18 protein-coding genes are annotated in these 20,664 nt (G+C 70.6%); 9 read left to right on the top strand and 9 right to left on the bottom strand.

All coding sequences use genetic code 11. The features are described 5' to 3' along the window. Window positions 1–7 precede the first annotated feature (7 nt). Both FK268_RS07550 and FK268_RS07545 read left to right on the top strand, forming a co-directional pair. On the top strand, window positions 8–556 hold the full coding sequence (locus tag FK268_RS07550; protein WP_205124460.1) for a Uma2 family endonuclease: 549 nt from the start codon (window positions 8–10) through the stop codon (window positions 554–556). A gap of 16 nt (window positions 557–572) precedes the next feature. After that, on the top strand, window positions 573–1,142 hold the full coding sequence (locus tag FK268_RS07545) for a cysteine hydrolase family protein (protein ID WP_146432745.1): 570 nt from the start codon (window positions 573–575) through the stop codon (window positions 1,140–1,142). Between the two features lies 1 nt (window position 1,143). Here FK268_RS07545 and FK268_RS07540 read toward each other — a convergent pair whose 3' ends face one another. Next, a complete protein-coding gene (locus FK268_RS07540; protein ID WP_146432743.1) occupies window positions 1,144–1,872 on the bottom strand; it encodes a LysR family transcriptional regulator substrate-binding protein in 729 nt (242 codons plus the stop codon). Between the two features lie 30 nt (window positions 1,873–1,902). Here FK268_RS07540 and FK268_RS07535 point away from each other — a divergent pair, with 30 nt between their 5' ends. The 3 genes from FK268_RS07535 to FK268_RS07525 all read left to right on the top strand — a co-directional run bounded on the left by FK268_RS07535 (window position 1,903) and on the right by FK268_RS07525 (window position 4,702). After that, window positions 1,903–2,289, top strand: a complete 387-nt coding sequence (locus FK268_RS07535; RefSeq protein WP_146432741.1) for a DUF5997 family protein — start codon at window positions 1,903–1,905, stop codon at window positions 2,287–2,289. 109 nt (window positions 2,290–2,398) lie between these two features. Then, window positions 2,399–4,129, top strand: a complete 1,731-nt coding sequence (locus tag FK268_RS07530) for a sphingomyelin phosphodiesterase (RefSeq protein ID WP_146432739.1) — start codon at window positions 2,399–2,401, stop codon at window positions 4,127–4,129. Window positions 4,130–4,237: 108 nt separating this feature from the next. Beyond that, the gene (locus tag FK268_RS07525) at window positions 4,238–4,702 is read left to right on the top strand and encodes an SRPBCC family protein (protein ID WP_146432737.1); all 465 of its coding nucleotides are present in this window, start codon (window positions 4,238–4,240) and stop codon (window positions 4,700–4,702) included. Between the two features lies 1 nt (window position 4,703). Here the strand turns inward: FK268_RS07525 and FK268_RS07520 are convergent, their stop codons facing one another. The 5 genes from FK268_RS07520 to FK268_RS07500 form a co-directional block, all read right to left on the bottom strand. Continuing rightward, window positions 4,704–7,199, bottom strand: a complete 2,496-nt coding sequence (locus FK268_RS07520; protein WP_146432735.1) for a DEAD/DEAH box helicase — start codon at window positions 7,197–7,199, stop codon at window positions 4,704–4,706. Between the two features lie 33 nt (window positions 7,200–7,232). Beyond that, window positions 7,233–8,201, bottom strand: coding sequence for an alpha/beta fold hydrolase (locus FK268_RS07515; RefSeq protein ID WP_146432734.1), 969 nt, complete (start codon window positions 8,199–8,201; stop codon window positions 7,233–7,235). Window positions 8,202–8,271: 70 nt separating this feature from the next. After that, window positions 8,272–9,222, bottom strand: coding sequence for an alpha/beta fold hydrolase (locus FK268_RS07510; protein WP_146432732.1), 951 nt, complete (start codon window positions 9,220–9,222; stop codon window positions 8,272–8,274). Continuing rightward, window positions 9,219–10,154 (bottom strand): proteasome assembly chaperone family protein, encoded by a 936-nt coding sequence (locus FK268_RS07505; RefSeq protein WP_146432731.1) that lies wholly within the window; start codon window positions 10,152–10,154, stop codon window positions 9,219–9,221. Before FK268_RS07505 ends, FK268_RS07510 begins: the two co-directional genes overlap by 4 nt. A 107-nt stretch (window positions 10,155–10,261) precedes the next feature. Beyond that, window positions 10,262–10,687 (bottom strand): MarR family winged helix-turn-helix transcriptional regulator, encoded by a 426-nt coding sequence (locus FK268_RS07500; protein ID WP_146432729.1) that lies wholly within the window; start codon window positions 10,685–10,687, stop codon window positions 10,262–10,264. Window positions 10,688–10,745: 58 nt separating this feature from the next. Here FK268_RS07500 and FK268_RS07495 point away from each other — a divergent pair, with 58 nt between their 5' ends. Then, on the top strand, window positions 10,746–11,552 hold the full coding sequence (locus FK268_RS07495) for an alpha/beta fold hydrolase (RefSeq protein ID WP_158636070.1): 807 nt from the start codon (window positions 10,746–10,748) through the stop codon (window positions 11,550–11,552). Here the strand turns inward: FK268_RS07495 and FK268_RS07490 are convergent. Further along, window positions 11,549–13,438, bottom strand: a complete 1,890-nt coding sequence (locus tag FK268_RS07490; protein ID WP_231707000.1) for an APC family permease — start codon at window positions 13,436–13,438, stop codon at window positions 11,549–11,551. The genes FK268_RS07495 and FK268_RS07490 overlap by 4 nt on opposite strands. Before the next feature lie 227 nt (window positions 13,439–13,665). Here FK268_RS07490 and FK268_RS07485 point away from each other — a divergent pair, with 227 nt between their 5' ends. Then, window positions 13,666–14,721: a DUF4192 domain-containing protein gene (locus FK268_RS07485; RefSeq protein ID WP_158636069.1), complete on the top strand. Its 1,056-nt coding sequence runs from the start codon at window positions 13,666–13,668 to the stop codon at window positions 14,719–14,721. Window positions 14,722–14,748: 27 nt separating this feature from the next. Here FK268_RS07485 and galE read toward each other — a convergent pair whose 3' ends face one another. Both galE and FK268_RS07475 read right to left on the bottom strand, forming a co-directional pair. After that, window positions 14,749–15,735, bottom strand: coding sequence for a UDP-glucose 4-epimerase GalE (gene galE / locus FK268_RS07480; protein WP_146432722.1), 987 nt, complete (start codon window positions 15,733–15,735; stop codon window positions 14,749–14,751). A gap of 3 nt (window positions 15,736–15,738) precedes the next feature. Further along, window positions 15,739–16,422 carry an iron-dependent transcriptional repressor DtxR gene (locus tag FK268_RS07475; protein WP_146432720.1) on the bottom strand — a complete coding sequence of 228 codons (684 nt, stop codon included), beginning with the start codon at window positions 16,420–16,422 and terminating at the stop codon, window positions 15,739–15,741. 116 nt (window positions 16,423–16,538) lie between these two features. On the opposite strand from FK268_RS07475, the gene FK268_RS07470 reads away from it, so the two are divergent. Both FK268_RS07470 and FK268_RS07465 read left to right on the top strand, forming a co-directional pair. Continuing rightward, window positions 16,539–17,768 (top strand): acetoin utilization protein AcuC, encoded by a 1,230-nt coding sequence (locus tag FK268_RS07470; RefSeq protein ID WP_146432717.1) that lies wholly within the window; start codon window positions 16,539–16,541, stop codon window positions 17,766–17,768. A 166-nt stretch (window positions 17,769–17,934) separates the two neighbouring features. Beyond that, the gene (locus FK268_RS07465) at window positions 17,935–20,652 is read left to right on the top strand and encodes a bifunctional acetate--CoA ligase family protein/GNAT family N-acetyltransferase (protein ID WP_146432715.1); all 2,718 of its coding nucleotides are present in this window, start codon (window positions 17,935–17,937) and stop codon (window positions 20,650–20,652) included. Window positions 20,653–20,664 lie beyond the last annotated feature (12 nt).

Genomic DNA, 20,664 nt, shown 5'->3' with positions numbered 1-20,664 from the left:
GCGTAGCATGGCCGACATGACCGCTGCGACCCGCCCACACCTCCTTTCGCTGGAGGAGTGGGACGCCTTGGGGGAGGACTCGTCGTCGCACGCGGAGCTTCAGGAGGGGGTCCTGATTGTGTCACCGAAACCGATGTTCGGGCATCAACGTGCTGCTCTGCGCGTTGCGGCTGCCCTCGATGCCGCAGCGCCCGCGGAGTTCGACGTGGTTCCAGAAGTCGATGTGATCATCGAGGCGCGCACTCCGGCGACGGTTCGTGCCCCGGACGTGGCGGTGCTCCGCGCCGGCACGCGCAACCCCATCCACGCGGAGAAGGTCGTCCTCGTGGTCGAGGTCCTCTCGCCCGGCACCCGCCGCACCGACCTGGTCATGAAGCGCCACGAGTACGCGGAAGCGGGCATCCCGCACTACTGGATCGTTGATCTCGACGGCGATTGCGTGCGCCTTGAGATGCTCACACTCGTCGACGGCGCGTACGAATCATCCTCGTACACAGGCGCCGTCGAAACGTCGGAGCCCTTCGACGTCAGGCTGGACCTCGACGCCCTGCGCTGAGCGCTAGCCTGGACGCATGGCCTCGTCTCGTACCGTCCTCGTTCTCATGGACTTCCAGAAGGGCATCGTCGACGGTGCCGAGCGTGCCGGTGCCGCCGCGCTCGACGCCGCCGCGCGCGCTCTCTCCGCCGCGCGCGACCGGGGTGTCCCGGTCGTCCACGTGCGCGTCGCCTTCCGGCCCGACTACCCCGAGATCCCGCCCACGAACCGCGCTTTCGCGATGATCCGCGAGGGCGGCGACGCGATGACCGAGGTCTCGCCGCTCACCGCGATCGTCCCCGCGGTGGCGCCCCTGCCGGGCGAGCCGGTCGTGATCAAGCGGCGCTTCAGCGCGTTCAGCGGTAGCGATCTGGACGTGGTCCTGCGCGGCCTGCAGGCCGATCACCTGGTGCTCGCCGGGATCTCGACCAGCGGCGTCGTCCTGTCGACGGTGCGCTACGCCGGTGATCTCGACTACGGCCTCACCGTGCTGTTCGACGCCTGCGCCGATCACGATCCCGAGGTGCACCGGGTGCTCATGCGCAAGGTCTTCCCGCGCCAGGCCGAGGTGGTCACGGTCGACGAATGGCTCGCCGCGCAGGCCTGAGTCAGCGGCGGGGCCGCTTGACGGGCTTCCCCTTCGACGGCGTGGCTTTCTTTCCCGCCGCGGCCCGCGCGGCCTGCTTCGCGAGCGTCTTCTCCCGCGCCGTGCGTTTGGGTGCCGGTTCGGACCGCCCGCGCGAGGATCCCGCCTTGCGGCCGCGGACGATCCCGATGAACTCCGCGACCTCCTCGGTCTGCTCGCCCTCGGGGACGGCGAGCACGACGGGGGAGGCTGGCGCGTCCGTGACGGGGCGGTAGGTGAGGTCCCGACGGTGGTGCAGGCGTGCGAGGGACTGCGGCACCAGGAGCGCGCCCAACCCGGCCGCGACGAGTTCGACCGCGGCTTCGGTGGTCTCCGGGCGGTGCTCGATCGGCGTGCCGGGCGCCGTGGTCCAGTGCAGCGTGTCGTCGAGGGGCGTGATCGTGGGCTCGTCCGCGAGATCCGGCGTGGTGATCTCGTCCGCGGCCACCACGTGGTGCTCCTTCGGCACCACCGCCACCACCTGCTCCTCGTACAGAGTAATGGTCGCGAGTCCCACGGTCTCGGCAGGCAGGCGTAGGAGCGCCAGGTCGACGGTGCCCGCACGCACCGATTCCGCGGCCTCGGACGCCGCGACCGGCACGAGGTCGAGACGGATGTCCGGGTGCCGCTCGCTCCAGATGCGGGCCCACTTGGCGGGGGTGGCACCGGGGACGTAGCCGAGCCGCAGGCCCGGCGGGAGCGAGGAGGTCACCCCTGGGAGGTTACCGATAGGCTGACACTCATGAGCAGGCAGAACACCCAGTCCATGAAACCGGCGACCGCGGCGAAGAAGCTGGACGTGTACCTGCCCGCGACCCCCGAGGACTTCCAGAAGGGGACGATCACGCGGGAGGATCTCGCGGCGCTGCAGGCGGATCCGCCCCAATGGCTCAAGGACCTGCGCAAGAACGGCCCGCATCCGAAGAACCTCGTGGCGGCCAAGCTCGGCGTCTCGATCTCCGGGCTCGCCCGCGGCGGCATCGATGAGGCGCTGACCACCGAGCAGATCGACGCGCTCATCGCGGAGAACCCGGAGTGGCTGGTCACCGAGCGCGCCGGCTACCAGGTGGTCCTCCGGGAGGAGCGTCGGGTGAAGTCGCTGCGCGAGGAGCGTGCGCGTCGGGAGTGAGTCGTGCCGTCACTGTTCGTCCGCACGCCGTTCATCCGTTGAGGCGGCACGTGTGCGGTTCGTCCGGTTTAATCCCCTGTGGAATCGCACACGGGAGAAGGTCGGGCGCATGGCGAAGTACAACGGATTCGGGGCGACGGCGGTCGCGGTGATGGCGATTGCGGGGATCGGGGCGATGACCGCCGGTCCCGCGGCGGGAGCGACCCCGACGCCGCCCGCCGTGCAGCCGACGACGGTGCCGGCGGCACCCGCGCCGACGGCTCCCGTCGAGGTCAAGGTCCAGGCCTGGAACATGTACCAGCTGCCGAACATCCTCAACACGGTCTCGGGGACCCAGGCCGATTCCGACGCCCGGGTCCGCGCATCGATCGACCAGCTGGCCGCCAGCGGAGCCGACGTCCTGCTGCTCAGCGAGGTCAACGGGACCGCGGGCCGCGCGATCCTGGACGGTCTCAAGGAGCAGGGGTACACCTACCAGACGCCGCGCCTGGGAGAGAGCTGCGCCGGTGTGTACGGAGCCTGCAGTGACGCGCTGTGGTCGGTCAACGGTGGCGTCGCGGTGGTGAGCAAGTACCCGATCGCGCAGTCCGAGCAGTACGTCTACACGAACTACGCGCCGCTCGCGCCGGACATGTTCGCCAACAAGGGCGCGGTGATGGCGCGCATCGAGAAGGACGGCCAGCAGTTCTGGGTGGTCGCCATGCACACGCAGGCCGACGACACCATCAACGACCGCGCCTCGCGCACCCATGAGATCCGGATGAAGCAGGCCGCTGAACTGCGGCGATTCGTCGACACCTTCGCCGCCGAGGGCGCTCCCGTGATCTACGGCGGCGACTTCAACACGGAGTACTTCGCGGGCAAGAAGCGTCCCGACGGGCAGGGCCTTTCCGAATTCGAGCAGCTCGTCGCACGGAGCGGGATCACCCTGTTCGACCCGGGCGCGCTGCCCTTCACCTACGACTCCGTGACGAACAGGTTGGTCGCGAACCAGGGCTACAAGGGGTACCGGGACACCCTCGACTACGTCGGCACCACGGGGGGCGCGGCGGTGCGCTGGGTGCAGATCCCGGTCGCGGGGTCGAACCCGGTGTCCGACCACGAGCCCGTCATCGGCTACTTCGAGATCACCCGGGCGGACGGCACCGTCGTACGCACCGGCGTCGACCCCCGGGCCCTGAACCCCGGGCCGATCGAGCGCGCCGTGTACTTCGTGCGGAACAGCCTCGAGACCGCCACCAGGATCGTGCTGATCGCCGTCGAGGACACGATCGCCGCCGTGCAGAAGGTCGTCGCCGACGTCTTCCGCCCCGCCGTCGCGACGGTGACGGCGGCGCGCACCGACGTGGCCGCGTCCGACGGTGCCGAGCCCGGCGCGGATCGCGCCGCGGCGCAGGTGCTCCCCGGCTCGTCCGTGTCCGGTGCGGAGACCGTGCGCACGTCGTCCGCGGCGCTGTCCGGCGCGACCCCGGAAGCCGCGACCGCGCCGTCCGGTGTCACCCCGGTGCGCTCCTCGGCGTCCGGATCGGATTCCCCGACGGTGGAGCCGGCGCCGAGCCCCGCGGCGACGTCGTCCGACGCGGCGGCGCCTACTGCGCCGACCACGGCACGGGCCTCCTCCTCGCAGGCCTCCGCCGAGTCCACCCCGGCCGGTACGTCCGCGGCGAGTGCGCCGCAGTCCTCGGCGTCCGGCTCGACGGCGACGGAGGCGGCGTCGGCGGGAAGTCCGGCGGCGGCTGCGGAGGCGACGGGGGCGACGTCAGCGACGTCGCGGGGCGCGGCGCAGGAGTCCGGGAGCGCGTCGGCGGCGGAGACTGTGAAGACCGTGTCGGCGAGTTGATCCGCGGTTCCCTCGAACCGGTGCGCTCACGCAGGCAAATGTGTACGCTGTGAACATGGCGTACGCGGCCGACGTGCGTCGTGGAGATCCCGGAGAGAGTGAGTCATCATGTCGGAGCGACTGTCCACCACCCGCGTCATCGCAGCGAGCCCCGAGCGGGTCTTCGCCGTCCTCGCCGATCCTGCGAGTCACCAGGACATCGAGCCCACGGACTGGGTCCGCGACGCCGTCGACGCCGCCCCGCTCGATCATGTCGGGCAGATGTTCTCGGTGAACATGTATCTCCAGCAGGCGGGCGGCCACTACGTGATGGAGAACAAGGTCACCGAGTTCGTTCCCGGCCGCACCATCGGCTGGCTGCCCGGAACCAGCCGTGAGGGGCAGTGGCAGGCCGGCGGTTGGTGGTGGCGGTACGACCTGGCGCCGTCGGGGGAGGGGACGGAGGTCACGCTGACCTACGACTGGACCGACACCCCTCAGTCCTTCCGCGACTTCGTCGGCGCGATGCCCCCGTTCCCGCCCGCGTACCTCGACGAGTCGCTCGCCGGACTCGACGCGGCGGTGCGCGGCTGAGTCAGCCCGCGACGACCGCCACGTCCACGAGCACCACGTCCCCGCGCTCGTCGGACGCGGGCAGGTCCACGACGGCGGTGATCGCCCATCCGTGATCGCCGTCGGGGTCGGCGATGGTCTGCCTCACCCTCCAGGCCCGCGGCATCGACGTGTCGAGCGAGAACAGTTGCGGCCCACGGGCGTCCGCGCCCGTGAGGATGTCGTCGTACTCCTCGTAGTAGTCGTCGAACGCGGCGTACCAGTCGACGCCGGGGTCCATCGCGTCGAGCAGGTCGTACTCCTCCTCGGCGACGAGTTGCACGCGGCGGAACATCGTGTTGCGCACCATGACCGCGAAGGCGCGCTCGTCGGAGGTGAGCGACGTGGAGCGTCCGATCTCCGGCGCGGAGGCGTGGGCCTTCACCGGGTCGGGCGAGGTCATCTCCTCCCACTCGTCGACGAGCGAGCTGTCGACGTAGCGCACCAGCGCGCCGAGCCACGCGATGTAATCCTCGAGCTCGGGTGTACGCGCCGCCTCCGGGACGGTGTGCCGCAGCGTCTTGAAGGCGTCCGAGAGGTACCGCAGCACCGCGCCCTCGGACCGCCCCAGCTGGTACTTCGAGACCAGGTCGTTGAAGGTCATGGCGCGCTCGATCATCTCGCGCACCACCGACTTCGGGGACAGCTCGAACTGCGTCACCCATGCGTGCCCCGCGGCGTAGGTCGCGAATGCGGGGACTAGCACGTCCTCGAGGGGCTTCGGGTAGGTGACGTCCTCGAGCAGCGCCATCCGCTCGTCGTAGTCGATCCCGTCGGCCTTCATCTCCGCCACGGCCGCGCCGCGCGCAGCGTTCTGCTGCGCCCGCAGTACCGGCCGCGGATCGTCGAGGACGGATTCGATCACCGAGATCACGTCGAGCGCGTAGTCGGGCTCCTCGGGGTCGAGAAGCTCCAACGCAGCCAGGGCGAACGGGGCCAGGGGCTGGTTCAAGGCGAAATCGGGCTGCAGGTCGACGGTGAGCCGGACGTGCCGGCCGAACTCGTCCGGGGTGTCCAGCTTCTCCACGACCCCGCCCGACTGCAGGCCGCGGAACAGGGTGATCGCGGTCCGGATGTGCCGCAGTTGGTTGCGCCGCGACTCGTGGTTGTCCTCCAGGAGGTGCCGCATCGACTCGAAGCAATTGCTCGGCCGCGCGATCACGTTGAGCAGCATCGAATTGGTCACGGAGAACCGCGAGGTCAGCGGTTCCGGATCCGCCGCGACGAGCTTCTCGAAGGTTGCCTTGCCCCAGGAGACGAAGCCCTCCGGCGGCTTGCGGCGCTGCACGCGCTTGAGCTTGGCCGGATCGCCGCCCGCCTTCGCCTCGCGGCGCGCGTTCTCGATCTCGTGGTCCGGCGCCGCCACGACGACGGTGCCCATCGTGTCGAATCCGGCGCGCCCTGCGCGGCCCGCGATCTGGTGGAATTCGCGTGCTCGCAGGTGGCGGGTGCGGTTACCGTCGAATTTGGTGAGCCCGGTCAGGTAGACGGTGCGGATGGGTACGTTGATGCCGACGCCGAGCGTGTCGGTGCCGCAGATCACCTGCAGGAGGCCCTCCTGCGCCAGCTTCTCCACGAGCCTGCGGTAGCGGGGGAGCATGCCCGCGTGGTGCACGCCGATCCCGGACCGGATGAGGCGCGAGAGCGTCTTGCCGAAGCCGGTGGTGAACTGGAAGTCCCCGAGCGCCTCGGCGATCTCCGCCTTGCGCTCCTTGGACGCCAAGGGCAGTGACATCAGCGCCTGCGCCCGCTCCGCCGCGGCCTGCTGGGTGAAGTGCACGACGTAGACCGGGGCCTGGTGCGTGGTCACGAGCTCGACGATCTGGTCCTGGACCGCGGAAGTCGAATAGGAGAAGTGGAGCGGCACCGGGCGTTCCGCGCCCGCCACCAGCACCGTCTCCCGGCCCGTGCGGCGCGTGAGGTCCTCCTCGAAGAAGGAGGTGTCGCCCAGTGTGGCGGACATGAGCACGAACTGTGCGTGCGGCAGCTCGATCAACGGCACCTGCCACGCCCAGCCGCGATCGGGCTCGGAGTAGTAGTGGAACTCGTCCATCACGACCTGTGCGATGTCGGAGTCCGCGCCCTCGCGCAGCGCGAGGTTCGCGACGATCTCCGCGGTGGCGCACACGATCGGCGCGTCGGCGTTCACGGCGGCGTCGCCGGTGACCATGCCGACGTTCTCCGTGCCGAAGACCTCGCACAGCGCGAAGAACTTCTCGCTGACCAGAGCCTTGATCGGCGCCGTGTAGTAGGTCCGGCGACCCTGCGCGAGGGCGGCGAACTGGGCGCCCATCGCCACCAGGGACTTGCCGGACCCCGTCGGCGTCGCCACGATGACGTTCGCACCGGAACACGCCGCGATGAGGGCCTCCTCCTGCGCGGGGTAGAGCTCGATGCCGCGCGAGTCGGTCCAGTCGACGAAGGCCTCGAAGACCGCGTCGGCCGTCGGATCGGCCGGGAGCAGGTCGGTGAGGTTCACTCATCTCATTCTACGGCCCGTCATCGTGGCTGCTCAGCCCAGCTCCTGCGCGGGCGCGTCGACGGTGACCCCCGCCGCCGTGCGCAGGCCGTCGCGCAGATGCGTCCGCGCGAGCCGGGCCGGAGCGGTCGATGTCAGGAAGTCGGTGAGCAGCGCGAGGAAGCGGTCCGGCGCCTCCGTCATGGGGAAGTGGCCGACACCGTCGAAGATCTCGACGCGCGCCGCAGGGAGGGCCTCCCGCAGCACCTCGGCGTGCGCGGCCGGAATGATCGAATCGTCCGCGCCCCAGGCGATCAGGGTCGGCACCTCGGCCGTCAGGTAGCAGCGGTCGCGCATCGTGACCACCTGGCCGCGCAGGTCGACGACGGAACGGAGGGTGCGCGTGAAGGCGTGCGGAGAGGCGGTGTTCGGCATCCGGTCGAGGGCGCGGCGCAGCTGCACCGCGTCGGAGCGGACCGGATTGGGCACCGCCGCCGCGGCGAGCAGTGCCGTCGCGAGGAACTCCTTGGCTCCCGGGAGTGCGGTGAGTGCGACGAGCTGTTCGGCCAGCGGCAGCGACAGCAGGCGCAGCAGTGGCGCGACGTGGTGATCGACGCCGCCCGGCGCGACGAAGGCGACCCGATCGACCATCTCCGGGTACTGGTACGCGAACTGGCCCGCGACGCCGCCGCCCAGCGAGTGGCCGACCAGGGAGACGTGGTCGATACCCAGGTAGCAGAGGAGATCGCGGACGCCGTTGGCGAAGGCCGCCACCGAGTAGTCCGCGCGCGGGCGGTCGGACAGGCCGTGTCCCAGCAGGTCCGGGGCGATCACGGTGAATCGGTCCGTCAGTCGCGCCATGACCGGATCCCAGACCAGCGAGTTGTCGCCGATCCCGTGCAGGAGCAGAACGGCGGGGCCGCTGCCGCCGATCCGATAGGCACGGCGGTGCCCGTGGATCGTGGCGAAGCACAGCTCGGGCGCGTACGGGCGTGCGCGGAACGGCAGAACCTCTGAGCTCATCACGACCTCCTCACAGCGATGGACTGTGTGAAGTGTGGGCGTGCCGCATTACGGGCGGCGGCGCCGACGGTTACGCGGGCGTTTCGGTTCCCACCGCGAGGTCGTCGAGCTCGGCGTCCAGATCGGCGTCGCGACGCAGCGCGTTCTGCAGGTCTGCCTGCGTCAGATGCGCCGGTTCGGTGGTGTCGAGGAAGTCGTTCAGCACCGCCAGGAACCGCTCCGGGTCGGTGCGGAAGGGGAAGTGGCCGGCACCGTCGAAGATCTCCACGCGCGAGCCGGGCAGGGCCGCGTGCAGCAGGTGGGCGTGGTCGACGGGGATGATCGGATCGTCCGAGCCCCAGACCACCAGCACGGGGACGGTGTCGGCGACATAGGTGCGGTCGAGCATCGTCACGATCTGGCCCGACGGGTCCACCACCGCCCGCAGCGTGCGCGCGAAGGCACGCGGCGTGCCCGCGTGCGGAAGACCCGCGAGCACCCGGGCGCACTCGGCGTTGTCGACGAAGAGCTTGTGCGGCACGCGGCCGAGCAGGCCGAGCGCCGCGTTCGCCACGGGCAGGACGCCGGGGATCGCGAGCGAGCGGATCGCGATCTCCGACAGCGGCAGCGAGACGGCCTTGAGCACGGGGGAGACCGACCGGGTGACACCGCCGGTGTTGACGAAGACGAGGCGCTCGACCAGATCCGGATACTGGTAGGTGAACTGGCCGGCGATGCCGCCGCCCAGCGAGTGCCCGATGAGAGTCGCGCGGTCCACGCCGAGGTAGAGCAGCAGGTCGCGCATGGCATTGGTGAACGCCGGCAACGAGTAGTCCGCGCGGGGCCGCCCGGACAGCCCGTGCCCGAGCAGGTCCGGGACGATCACGGTGTACCGCTCGGCGAGGCGCTCCAGGATCGGCTCGAAGGTCGACGAGTTGTCGGCCATGCCGTGGATGAGCAGCAGCGCCGGGCCGGTGCCGCCGATGCGGTACGCGCGACGATGGCCGTGGATCAGCGCCACGCGCTGCCGGACCTGCGTCACGAGTGCGGGCCGCTCTCGCCCTCGTCGCCGGCCTGCTCGGCGAGGAAGGCCTCGAACTCGCTGGCCAGGTCGTCGCCGGTGGGGATGGCCTCGCCGTCGGCGATGAGCAGTTCGCGCGGCTGCGCGGCGGCCTCGTCGTACTGCTGCTCGAGGGTCTCGACCACGGTGGCGATCTCCGCGCTGGAGGAGACCTGCGCGTCGATCTGCTCCCGGAGCTCCGCCGCCTCGACGGGGAGGTCACCGTCGGGCAGATTGAGCCCCACGCTGCTGCGCAACGCGCCCATGATCCCAAGCACGGCCTCCGGGTAGTCGTTCTGCGCGAGGTAGTGCGGGACGTGCACGGACAGGCCCAGCGTGTCGTAGCCCTTGTCGGCCAGGCGCAGCTCGAGCATGCCGGCGGCGCTGCCGGGCAGGCGCATCGTGCCGCCGTCCCACGAGCGCAGCTCGCTGCGCAGGCCGGGGTTGTTGCCGTGCGCCGTGACGGGCACGGGACGGGTGTGCGGCACGGCCATCGGGATCGCGTGCAGGCCCACCACGGTACGCACGCCGAACCGCTCGGCGAGGCCGGCGACCGCGCTGACGAAGCCGTTCCACCGCAGGTCGGGCTCGGCGCCGGCCAGCAGTAGGAAGGGCTTGCCGGTGGAGTCCCGCACGGCGTAGAGGTTGAGCTCGGGCTCGTCGACGCCGGTGAAGCCGTCCTCGAAGGTCATCGAGGGGCGGCGCGAGCGGTAGTCGATCAGCTCGTCCACGTCGAAGGACGCGACCAGCTCGGTGGTGAGGTTGTCCTTGAGGTGCCGGCGGAGCAGGCGCAGGGCGTGACCGGCGTCGGCGTAGCCGTCGAGCGCGTGCACCAGTACGGGGCCGTTGCCGTCGGTGTCCGAGACCGACGGACCGGGGAACTCCAGCTCGTACATGTGGGACTGCTCGTCCATGCGCTACCTCCGTGACCGTGCTCCTCCGCGAGGAGGAACCACCAGTTTTTCACACGTGGACAACTCCGCGTCAGTTGTCCTGATTCCCCTGCGCGCCGTGTTTCCGCTCACGGCGTAACCGCGGATGCCAGGAATCGTTCCACCGCTGCGGCCTCGTCGGGCGTGAGTGCGGCGGCCGCGGAGCGGATCGGGCCGAGGAAGGAGTCGAAGAAGCCCTCGCCGATCTTCCATGCGTGGGGGGTCACCAGCAGGCGGACGCGCCGCCGATCGTCGGGGTCGGGGCCGCGTTCGACGAGGCCCGCCGCGGCGAGGCGGTCGACGAGGGCCGTGCAGGCCGCCGAGCTGAGCTGCAGTTCGTCGGCGAGGGCCCCCGGCGTCGCGGGCACGCCGGCGCGCTCGAGATCGAGCAGGACGATCAGCGCCCGGATGTCCGTTCCGCCGAGGCCGTACCGCGTGCCGAAGGCGGCGATCTCCTGGTCCCAGCGCAGGGCCGCCGCCCGCAGTGCGTGCACGAGGTGTTCGTTGTCGCTCACCGGGCGACGATACCAGGTACCTTGATCATCAAGTATCTCGATGATCGAGAGGAATCCGATGGAATCCGAGTTCGCCGATGCCTACGACGCCGTGCTGCGGGACTGGGGCGTGCCCGTGCGGCGCCTCGTCGTCGACGGAGACCTCGCCCGCACCGCGGTGCTCACCAGCGGCCCGGACGACGCGCCGCCGCTGCTGTGCCTGCCCGGCGGCGGTGGTACCGCCGCCGTGTGGTTCGCGCAGGCCGCGGACCTGGCGCAGCGATTCCGGGTGATCGCCCCCGACCTACCGGGCGACGCGGGAGGCACCGAACGCCGCATGTTCCGCACCCGCGCCGATTGGCCGGCCTGGATCGACGAGGTCCTCGACGGGCTCGGTGCACCGACCGCCGCGGTGCTCGGCCACTCCTACGGCGCCCAGATCGCAGTCGCGTACGGCCTCGTGCGCCCCGCGCGAGTGGAGACGATGACCCTGCTCGACCCGACCGACGTCTTCGCTCCCATGCGACCGAGCACACTCATCCGGGCGGTACCGCTCCTGCTGGCACCGTCGAGCTCGCGGCAGCGCGCCCACGCGATCTGGGAGACCCGCGGCCACTGGCCGCCGACACCCGAGTTGGGGCGTCTCGCCGCAGCGGTCGCCGACGGCCCTCGGCGGACGTACGCGCCACCGCGCCGCCCGTCCGCCACGGCGCTGGACGCGCTGGAAGCGGTCCGCGGGGGAGTCACCGTGGTGTTCGCGCTGCGGACGCGCTATCACGACGGCGCGGCGCTGGCGCGCACCGTCGGGCAGCGGTACCCGTGGATGCGGGTCGAGACGCTGCCCGTGGCGCACCACGAACTGCCGTTCGCGTACCGGCCCGACTAGGAGACGTGCACCGTCGGGCGACGTTTGGCGTCGTGCTCCGCCTGCCGCAGCACCTCGTGACAGACGGCCGCGACTTCGCCCGAGCCCTCGACCAGGTACTTGCCCATGTTGAGAACGGGGTTCATCTCGGACCACTGGAAGTACACCTCGGGGACCACGCCCGTCTCGTCCCGGATGTAGAGCAGCACGGCGGCTATGGTGTTCGCGATGCTGCCCGAGCGCACCTTGAGCAGGCGATAGCCGAACTTCTCGATGCCGCGGACCTCCAGGTCCTCCTCGAAGTCCGACGAGTCGCGCGGCCAGACCTCGAGCAGGATCACCCGTGAGCGACCGGGGATGTGACCGAACTTGCGCTCGGCGCGCACCTTGTCGCGGTACTCCTTCTTCGTGTCGACATCGGGCTCGTGGGAGACGATGCGGATGGCGTGCTGCGCCGCGGCGTCGTCGCGGATGAACTCGAGTGCCTTCTCGTCGAACGTGATGGACGAGGCGCGCAGTTCGAAGCTGCGTCGCACGCGCGAGCCGATCGAGACCACCGCGATGGCGAGGATGAACAGCGCCGCGATCCGCACACCGTCGGGCCGCTCGATGACGTTGTCGATCGTGGTGTAGACGAAGACCGCGGAGATCAGGCCGAAGCCCCAGGTGGCGGCGGTCTGGCGCTTGCGGCGGGCGGAGATGGTCACCGCGATCGCGGCGGAGGTCATGAGCACCAGCACGCCGGTCGCGTACGCACCGCCCTGGGCGTTCACGTCGGCCTCGAAGATGAGCACGATCGCGAGGGCGATCACGGTGAGCACCACGACCAACGGGCGGACGGCCGAGGCCCACCGCGGCGCCATGCCGTAACGGGGCAGGTAGCGGGGCACGAGATTGAGCAGGCCCGCCATCGCGGAGGCACCCGCGAACCACAGGATCGCGACCGTCGAGACGTCGTAGACGGTGCCGAAGCCGTTGCCGAGGTACTCGTGCGCGAGCCACGCGAGAGCGCGGCCGTTCGCGCCGCCGTTGGGCTCGAACTCCTTGGCGGGGATCAGCACCGTGGTCGCGAAGCTCGACGTGGCGAGCAGGACGCTCATGATCACAGCGGCCGTGGTCAGGAGCCGGCCCGTGTCGCGGATGCGCTTGGCCGGGTACTCGGGAGGATCGTTCGGATCGCCCTTGATCTGCGGCATGACCGCGACGCCCGTCTCGAAACCCGACAGTCCGAGCGCGAGCTTCGGGAAGACGATGAGCGCGACCGCGATCACCATCAGCGGATTCGAGTGCTGGGCCCAGAGCAGGTCCTGCCAGTCCAGGACCTTCTGCGGCCGCTCGGCGACGTGCCACAGCGCGACCCCGATGACCACCACGTTGAGCGCGAGGTACACGGTCACCAGGACCACCGCGGTGCCGATGGCCTCCCGGAAGCCCTTGAGGAAGATCACGCCCAGCAGGAGTACCAGGCCCAGGGTGATCGGGATGTTCGCGCCGTGGAAGAACGAGGGGACGAGCGGATTCTCGACGATGTGCTCCGCTGCGTCCGACGACGACAGCGTGATCGTGATGATGAAGTCGGTGGCCGCGAAGCCGAGGAGTACGAGGACGAACAGCTTGCCGCCCCACCAGGGGAGCAGTCGCTCGAACATCGCCAGCGAGCCGGACCCGTTGAAGCTCTCGCGGGAGACCCGCTTGTACACGGGGAGCGCGCCGAACAGCGTGAGGGCGATCAGCACGAGGGTCGCGATGGGCGAGATGACGCCCGCGGCGATGAAGGCGATCGCGGGCTGGTAGCCGAGCGTCGAGAAGTAGTCGACGCCGGTCAGGCACATGACCTTCCACCACGGCTGCGGATGCTCGGCATCGCTCGCGTGGGGTCCGACGTGGGTGCCGGCACGCTCAGACATGCCGCTGAGGAACCAGTCGCGCGTACGGTCCGAGAACCGCGGTAAGCCGATCACGCGGTTCACAGTAGCGCCCACCGCGCCCGTCCGTCGGCCGCCCGTCCGCCGGTGTCCGGTAACTCCCGTTCCCCATGCACACGCGCAGCGCGGAGAAGGTTTCGTAACCAAACTGGGGACGGTCGATCCAGAGGGGCGATCTCCCGTCCGGGAGCTGCACCAGCATGGCGGACATGACGAACCATCACGCGGACCCAGCAATGAAGATCCACTCCGTCGGCGATCTGATCGCCGCCGTGCCGGCCCTCCTGGGCTTCTACCCGGCGCGGTCGGTGATCCTGCTCGCCCACGACGACGTGACGGGCCGGATCGGGGCCACGGCCCGCACCGATCTCGGACTCACCCGGGCGGGCGGACTCCGGAAGGACTGCCGGACGCACCTGGGCGAGGCGGTGCGGATGCTGCGGAACCAGGGGACCGAGCACGTCTTCTGCCTGATCGTCGACGACCGTCCGTTGGCCCGCGCCACGCCGGCGGTGATGCGTGTCGTCGAGGACGCCGGGCGCTCCCAGGAGGTCGTCGAGCCCGATCTCGAGGTGGTCGACGTCCTCCTCGTGGATCGGATCGCCGAGGGGCGGCGCTGGGTGTGCGGTCACGGCGAGAGCGGATCGCTTCCGGACCCGGAGACCTCGCCCGTGATGCTCGCCGCGGTCGTCGAGGGGCGGGTCATCCATCGATCCCGTGCGGAACTCACCGATCAGCTCGCGGAGGAAGGGGGCGGGGTGATGCCCGACCGGTGCCGCGATGCCGCCGCGTACGAGGCCGACGGTGACCCGTGCGAGCTGCTGGCCGCGGTGGTCGGCGCGGTGACCGCGCAGCGATCGAGCGCCCTCTCCGATGCCGATGTCGCACTGCTCGGGGGAGCGCTCCTCGATCTCCAGGTACGGGACGCCGCCATGGCCCTGGGACTGACCGTGATGGCCGACGAAGCGCGCCTGCTGTTCGCCGAGCTCGCGCGACGGCTGCGGGGCACGCCGCGGGCCGCCGCTGCGACGCTCGTGGCCGCCTCCGGCTACCTGCGCGGCGACGGCCCCCTGACGGGGATAGCCCTCGACGCCGCACTCACGGCCGACCGGCGCTACCGCGGCGCCCGGCTCCTCGCCGAAGCGCTCGCGTCGGGCATGCATCCGCGGGAGCTGTGCATCACCGCGGAGATCGGAACCACCATCGCACGGCGCCTCGGCGTGGCCCTGCCCCCGCGCGATGTCGACTACCCGCTCGCGGGATGACCGAATCGGCCGGACCGCGGAGTGGGATCAGGACCGGCGAGCGGCGTGCGCCCGGTCTCCCAGGGCCTGCGTGTACTCCCAGGCATCGGCGACGATGCCGCGCAGATCGGTCGATTGCGGACGCCACCCCAGCTCGTCGATGGCGCGCTGCGACGACGCGACCAGCGTCGCCGGGTCACCCGCGCGACGGTCCGCGGCGACCTCGGGGATCTCGCGTCCCGTCACCTCACGGCAGGTGTCGATCACCTGGCGCACCGAGAAGCCCTTGCCGGACCCCAGGTTGAAGATGTCATGGGCACCCGCGCGCGCATGGTCGAGCGCCAGCAGGTGCGCATCTGCCAGGTCCTTGACGTGCACGTAGTCGCGGACGGCCGTGCCGTCGTCGGTGGGGAAGTCGGAGCCGAAGACGGCGATGTCGGCGCGCTGGCCCAGCGCGGTCTGCAGCACCAGCGGGATCAGATGCGTCTCGACCTCGCGGTTCTCGCCGAAGCCGCCGTAGCTGCCCGCCACGTTGAAGTACCGCAGCGAGACCGCTGCGAGACCGTACGCGGTGGCGTAGGAGGTGATGGCGGCGTCGATCGCGAGCTTGGTGGCGCCGTAGGTGTTCGTCGGCGCGGTGCGCGCGTCCTCGGTGACCGGAACCGACTCCGGCTCACCGTAGGTGGCCGCGGTCGAGGAGAAGACCAGGCGCGGCACACCCGCGGCGAGCATCGCGTCGAGCAGGGTCAGCGTGGTGACGACGTTGCCCTGCCAGTACTTGTGCGGATGCGATACGGACTCGCCCACCAATGATTTCGCGGCGAAGTGCAGCACTCCGTCGAACTCGTCGTCGCTCAGGAGCGGGCGTGCGGCCTGGGCCACGTCACCCTCCACGAAGACGGCGCCCGCGGGCACCGCGTCACGATTTCCGGTGCTCAGATCGTCGAGCACTGTCACCTCGTGACCGCGCTCGAGCAGTACCTGGGTGCACACGCTGCCGACGTATCCGGCGCCCCCGGTCACCAACAAGCGCATCGGCTACACCGCCTCGACGAACACCGCGTGGGCCATCTCATCGGGCAGCTCGAAGTCCTCGTGCCCCGCGACGGAGATGACGACGCCGCCGCGCTGGACGGTGACCGAGACGCGCGCGTCCGGCACCACGCCGGCCTCGCGGAACCGGCCGATCAGGTCCGTATCGGCCTGCACGTGCTCGGCGAGCCGCTTGATGACGACGGCGGTGGGGCCGCCCTGCGGCAGATCGGTGAGGCGGGCCGGGCGGGCGGGCTCGTTGCCGATCGTCACCCCGAGCTCACCGAGCCCCGGGATCGGGTTGCCGTACGGGGAGGTGGTGGGGTTGCCCAGCACCTCCAGCAGCCGGCGCTCGACGTCCTCGCTCATCACGTGCTCCCAGCGGCAGGCCTCCGCATGCACGTTCTCCCACTGCAGGCCGATGACGTCCACCAGAAGGCGCTCCGCGAGGCGGTGCTTGCGCATCACGGCGATCGCGAGCTGGCGACCCTTGTCGCTGAGTTCGAGGTGGCGGTCACCGGCGACGCGCACGAGGCCGTCGCGCTCCATGCGCTGCACCGTCTGCGAGACCGTGGGACCACTCTGTTCGAGACGCTCGGCGATCCGCGCCCGGAGGGGCACGACGCCCTCCTCTTCGAGCTCGTAGATCGTCCGCAGGTACATCTCGGTGGTGTCCACCAGATCGTTCACGTATCCAGCTCCTTCTCGTCACTGTCGAGCTTAACCGAGACGGGCGACAGTCCCCCGTACTTAAGGTTACCTAACTTGGAAGCGGTGCAGTGGCGTAACGACTAGGGTCGTGATCCATGGCACGGTTCCCCGACTCCCAGGTGGTCTGGGACCCCTCCGTACTCGACTACCGCTTCTCCCACTCGCATCCGATGGATCCGGTGCGCCTGCGGTTGACGATGGAGCTCTCCCGGATGCTGGGCGTGCTCGACGGTGTCGAGACGGTGACGCCGGGGGTGCTCGACCCGCTGGAACTCGGCCGCGCCCACACCGACGACTACCTCGCGGCGGTGCGCGTCGCCGGCTCGGGCCGCTCCCGGATCGACCTGACCGGGTACGGACTCGGCAACGACGACAATCCGATCTTCCTGCGCATGCACGAGGCAGCGGCGAGCCTCGTCGGATCCACCCTCGCCGGCGCCAAGGCGATCGCCTCGGGCACCACGACCCGGGCCGTGAACATCGCGGGCGGGATGCACCACGCGATGCGTTCCCACGCTTCCGGATTCTGCGTCTACAACGACGCCGCCATCGCGATCTCCTGGCTCCTCGACAACGGATACGACCGGATCGCCTACATCGACGTCGACGCCCACCACGGCGACGGCGTGCAGGCCCAGTTCTGGAACGACCCACGGGTGCTGACGATCTCGCTGCACGAGGACCCGCAACACCTGTGGCCCAACACCGGATACCCGACGGAGCTCGGCGGGCCCGAGGCCCGCGGCACAGCCGTCAACATCCCGGTGCCCGCGTTCTGCCCCGACGGCCTGTGGCTCCGTGCCTTCCACGCTGTGGTCCCGTCCGTGGTCCGGGAGTTCCGCCCGCAGCTCATCGTGAGTCAGTGCGGCTGCGACTCGCACGCGAGCGACCCGCTCACCGACCTCGCACTCACCGTCGACGGCCAGCGCGCGGCGATCCTCGCGATGCGCGACCTCGCGGACGAGGTGTGCGACGGCCGCTGGCTCGCCGTCGGCGGCGGAGGCTATCAACTCGTGGACGTGGTACCCCGAGCCTGGACCCACCTCATCGCCGCCGTGGTCGGTGCCGATCTCGACCCCGCGACCCCGATCCCCGCCGAGTGGAAGGACCTCGCCGCGAGCCTGCCGACGGAGCAGGTCGGCGCCGTCGACACCCTGCCCGAGACCATGGGCGAGGGCGGCGAGACCACCTTCACGCCGTGGGAACCCTCGTCCTACGACCCCACGTCCGCGCCGATGGACGCCGCGGCCGACCGCTTCATCGCGCGTGCCCGCTCCGCTGTATTTCCTCTCCACGGACTCGACCCGGAGGATCCTCGTGACTGACGTGTTCCCTGCCGCACTTCGCACTCCAGGACTCGACCCGGAGGATCCTCGTGACTGACGTGTTCCCTGCCGCACTTCGCACTCCAGGACTCGACCCGGAGGATCCTCGTGATTGACGTGTTCCCTGCCGCGCTTCGCACTCCAGGACTCGACCCGGAGGACCCCCGTGACTGACGAGACCCCACTCCATCCGTCCGGGCCCGCCACCGACCCGTTCCCGGCGCCGAGCACGCAGGCGCCGTCGGGGCCCTACGAGTTCCCCGTCCACTGGGTCGCGGACGTCCTCGCCTCCGACGGCGGCGTCGTCCACCTGCGCCCCGTCGTCCCCGACGACGCCGATGCGATGGTGGAGTTCCACGGCGGACTCTCCGAGCGCACCCGCTACCTGCGGTACTTCGGACCGTACCCGGTGATGCCGCCGCGCGACGTGGCCCGGATGACGACCGTCGACCACGAGCAGCGCGTCTGCCTCCTCGCGATCCTCGGCGGCAAGATCATCGCGGTGGGCCTTTATGAGGGCCTCGCCGACTCCGGGAAGCCGACCTCGGCGGAGGTCGCCTTCGTCGTCGCCGACGAGCACCAGGGGCGCGGCCTCGGGCCGATCCTCCTCGAGCACCTCGCCGGCGCAGCGGCGGAGAACGGCTTCCACCGGTTCGAGGCGGAGGTCCTCGCGGAGAACCGGTACATGGTCAACGTCTTCAAGGCCGCCGGGTACGAGCTGCGCCGCAGCTTCGACGGCAGCGTCGTGCACGTCGAGTTCGGCATCGACCCCACGGAGGCGCTCGTCGCCGTGCGCAACGCCCGCGAGCTCGCCTCGGAGGCGCGCAGCGTGAGCAACGCACTGCGTCCCACGTCGATCGCGGTGATCGGTGCGTCGGCCACCCCCGGCAAGGTCGGACACGCGGTGCTGCGCAATATCATCGCCGGCGATTTCGCGGGTCCCGTGTACCCCGTGCATCCGGATCGCCGGTCCGTCGCGGGGATCCGCGCCTACGAGTCGGTGCGCGACATCCCCGACCAGGTCGACCTCGCCGTGGTCGCGGTGCCCGCGGACAACATGGGCCAGGTGCTCGACGACTGCCTCGCCAAGGAGGTGCGCACGCTGCTCGTCGTCTCCTCCGGCTTCTCCGACGCCGGCGGACGCGGCAAGGAGTCCGAGCGGCGCCTGCTCAAAGCCGTGCGGTCCCACGGCATGCGGCTGATCGGCCCGAACGCGCTCGGCGTGATCAACACCGACCGCGAGGTGCGGATCAACGCGACGCTGGCGCCCGTCGTTCCCGGCCGCGGGAACGTCGGTTTCTTCTGCCAGTCCGGCGCCCTCGGCATCGCCATCCTGGACACCGCGGCCAAACGCGGTGTGGGACTGACCACCTTCGTCTCCGCCGGTAACCGTGCCGACGTCTCCGGCAACGACGTCCTGCAGTACTGGGACACCGACGACGCCACCGAGGTGGTGCTGCTGTACCTCGAGAGCTTCGGTAACCCGCGCAAGTTCGGCCGCATCGCACAGCGACTGTCCCGGCAGAAGCCGATCGTGGCAGTGCATCGCGGCGGCGTCGACGCCGATCGCCGCCAACGCGGCTCGGAGGCGCTGTTCGAGAACTCCGGTGTGGTCCAGGTGGACTCCATCCCCGAACTGTTCGACTGCGCCACCTTCTTCAGCTACCAGCCGCTGCCCGCCGGGCCGCGGGTCGCCGTCATCGGCAACTCGACGGCGCTCGGCATCCTCGCCACCCACACCGGCATCCGGGAGGGCCTCGACGTCGCGCAGCCCGTCGACCTCGGTGCGGCGGCGACCCCCGAGGAGTTCGGCGCCGCGATCGACGCCGCCCTCGCCGACGATGCGGTGGACGCGATCATCGCCGTCTTCGTCCCGCCCGTCGAGGCGCCGCCCGAAGCGCACGCCGCGGTGCTGCTCGAGGCCTCCCGGAGGCAGGCCAAACCGATCGTCTCGACCTTCCTCGCGTTCGACGGTGTTGCCGAGATCCTCGCCGCCACCGACGAACACGGTGTCCGGGTGCGGGGCTCGGTCCCGTCGTACCCGGAGCCCGAGCGTGCGGCCCGCGTCCTCGCGCACGGCTGGCGCTACGCCCAGTGGCGGGCCCGGCCGATCTCCGACACCGCGCGGCCCGAGGGCACCGACGTGGAGACGGCCCGGACCAGAGTGCGGGAGTGGCTGTCCGCGACGGACGGCGACGGCGAAGAGGGACCCGTCACCCTGAGTTTCGCGCAGAGCGCGGAACTGCTGAAGCTCTACGGCGTCGGGGTCGTGGCCTTCGACGTGGTCTCCAGTCCGGAGGAGGCGGTGGTCGCCGCCGAACGTCTCGGGTACCCCGTGGCCGTCAAAGCCATGGGGGAGCGGTGGCGCCTGCGCGCCGATCTCGCGGCCGTCCGGCTGGATCTGGCGGGCCCGCAGGCGGTGGCCGACGCCTTCGCCGAGCTCTCTCAGGCCACAGGGGAGGCGACGCTGCACGTGCAGCGCATGGCGCACAAGGGCATCGGCTGCGCGGTCGGCTACGAGAACGATCCGCGGATCGGCCCGCTGCTGTCCTTCGGGCTCAGCGGCGCCGTCCCCGAGCTGCTCGGCGACCGCGTCTACCGGCTGCTGCCGCTGACCAACGCGGCCGCGGCCGATCTGGTCACCGCGACCCGCTCCGCCCCGCTGCTCGACGGTTTCGCGGGCGAGTCCGGAGTCGACAGGGCGGCACTGACCGACGTCGTGACCCGCGTCGCGGCCCTCGCCTACGAGGTGCCCGAGATCGCGTCCATCGACTGCCAGCCGATCCTCGCCACCACGGACGGTGCTGCTGTGCTGTCGGTGGTGATCCGGATCGGCCACGCCAGCGACATGCTCACCCAACAAGCGGAACCGCGCCGGCTGTAGCAGCCGACGCGG

This window comes from Tsukamurella sputi (assembly GCF_007858445.1).
GTDB lineage: Bacteria > Actinomycetota > Actinomycetes > Mycobacteriales > Mycobacteriaceae > Tsukamurella > Tsukamurella sputi.
The sequence above is the reverse complement of the archived record's forward strand: the minus strand, read 5'-3'. Positions and strand labels throughout refer to the sequence as shown.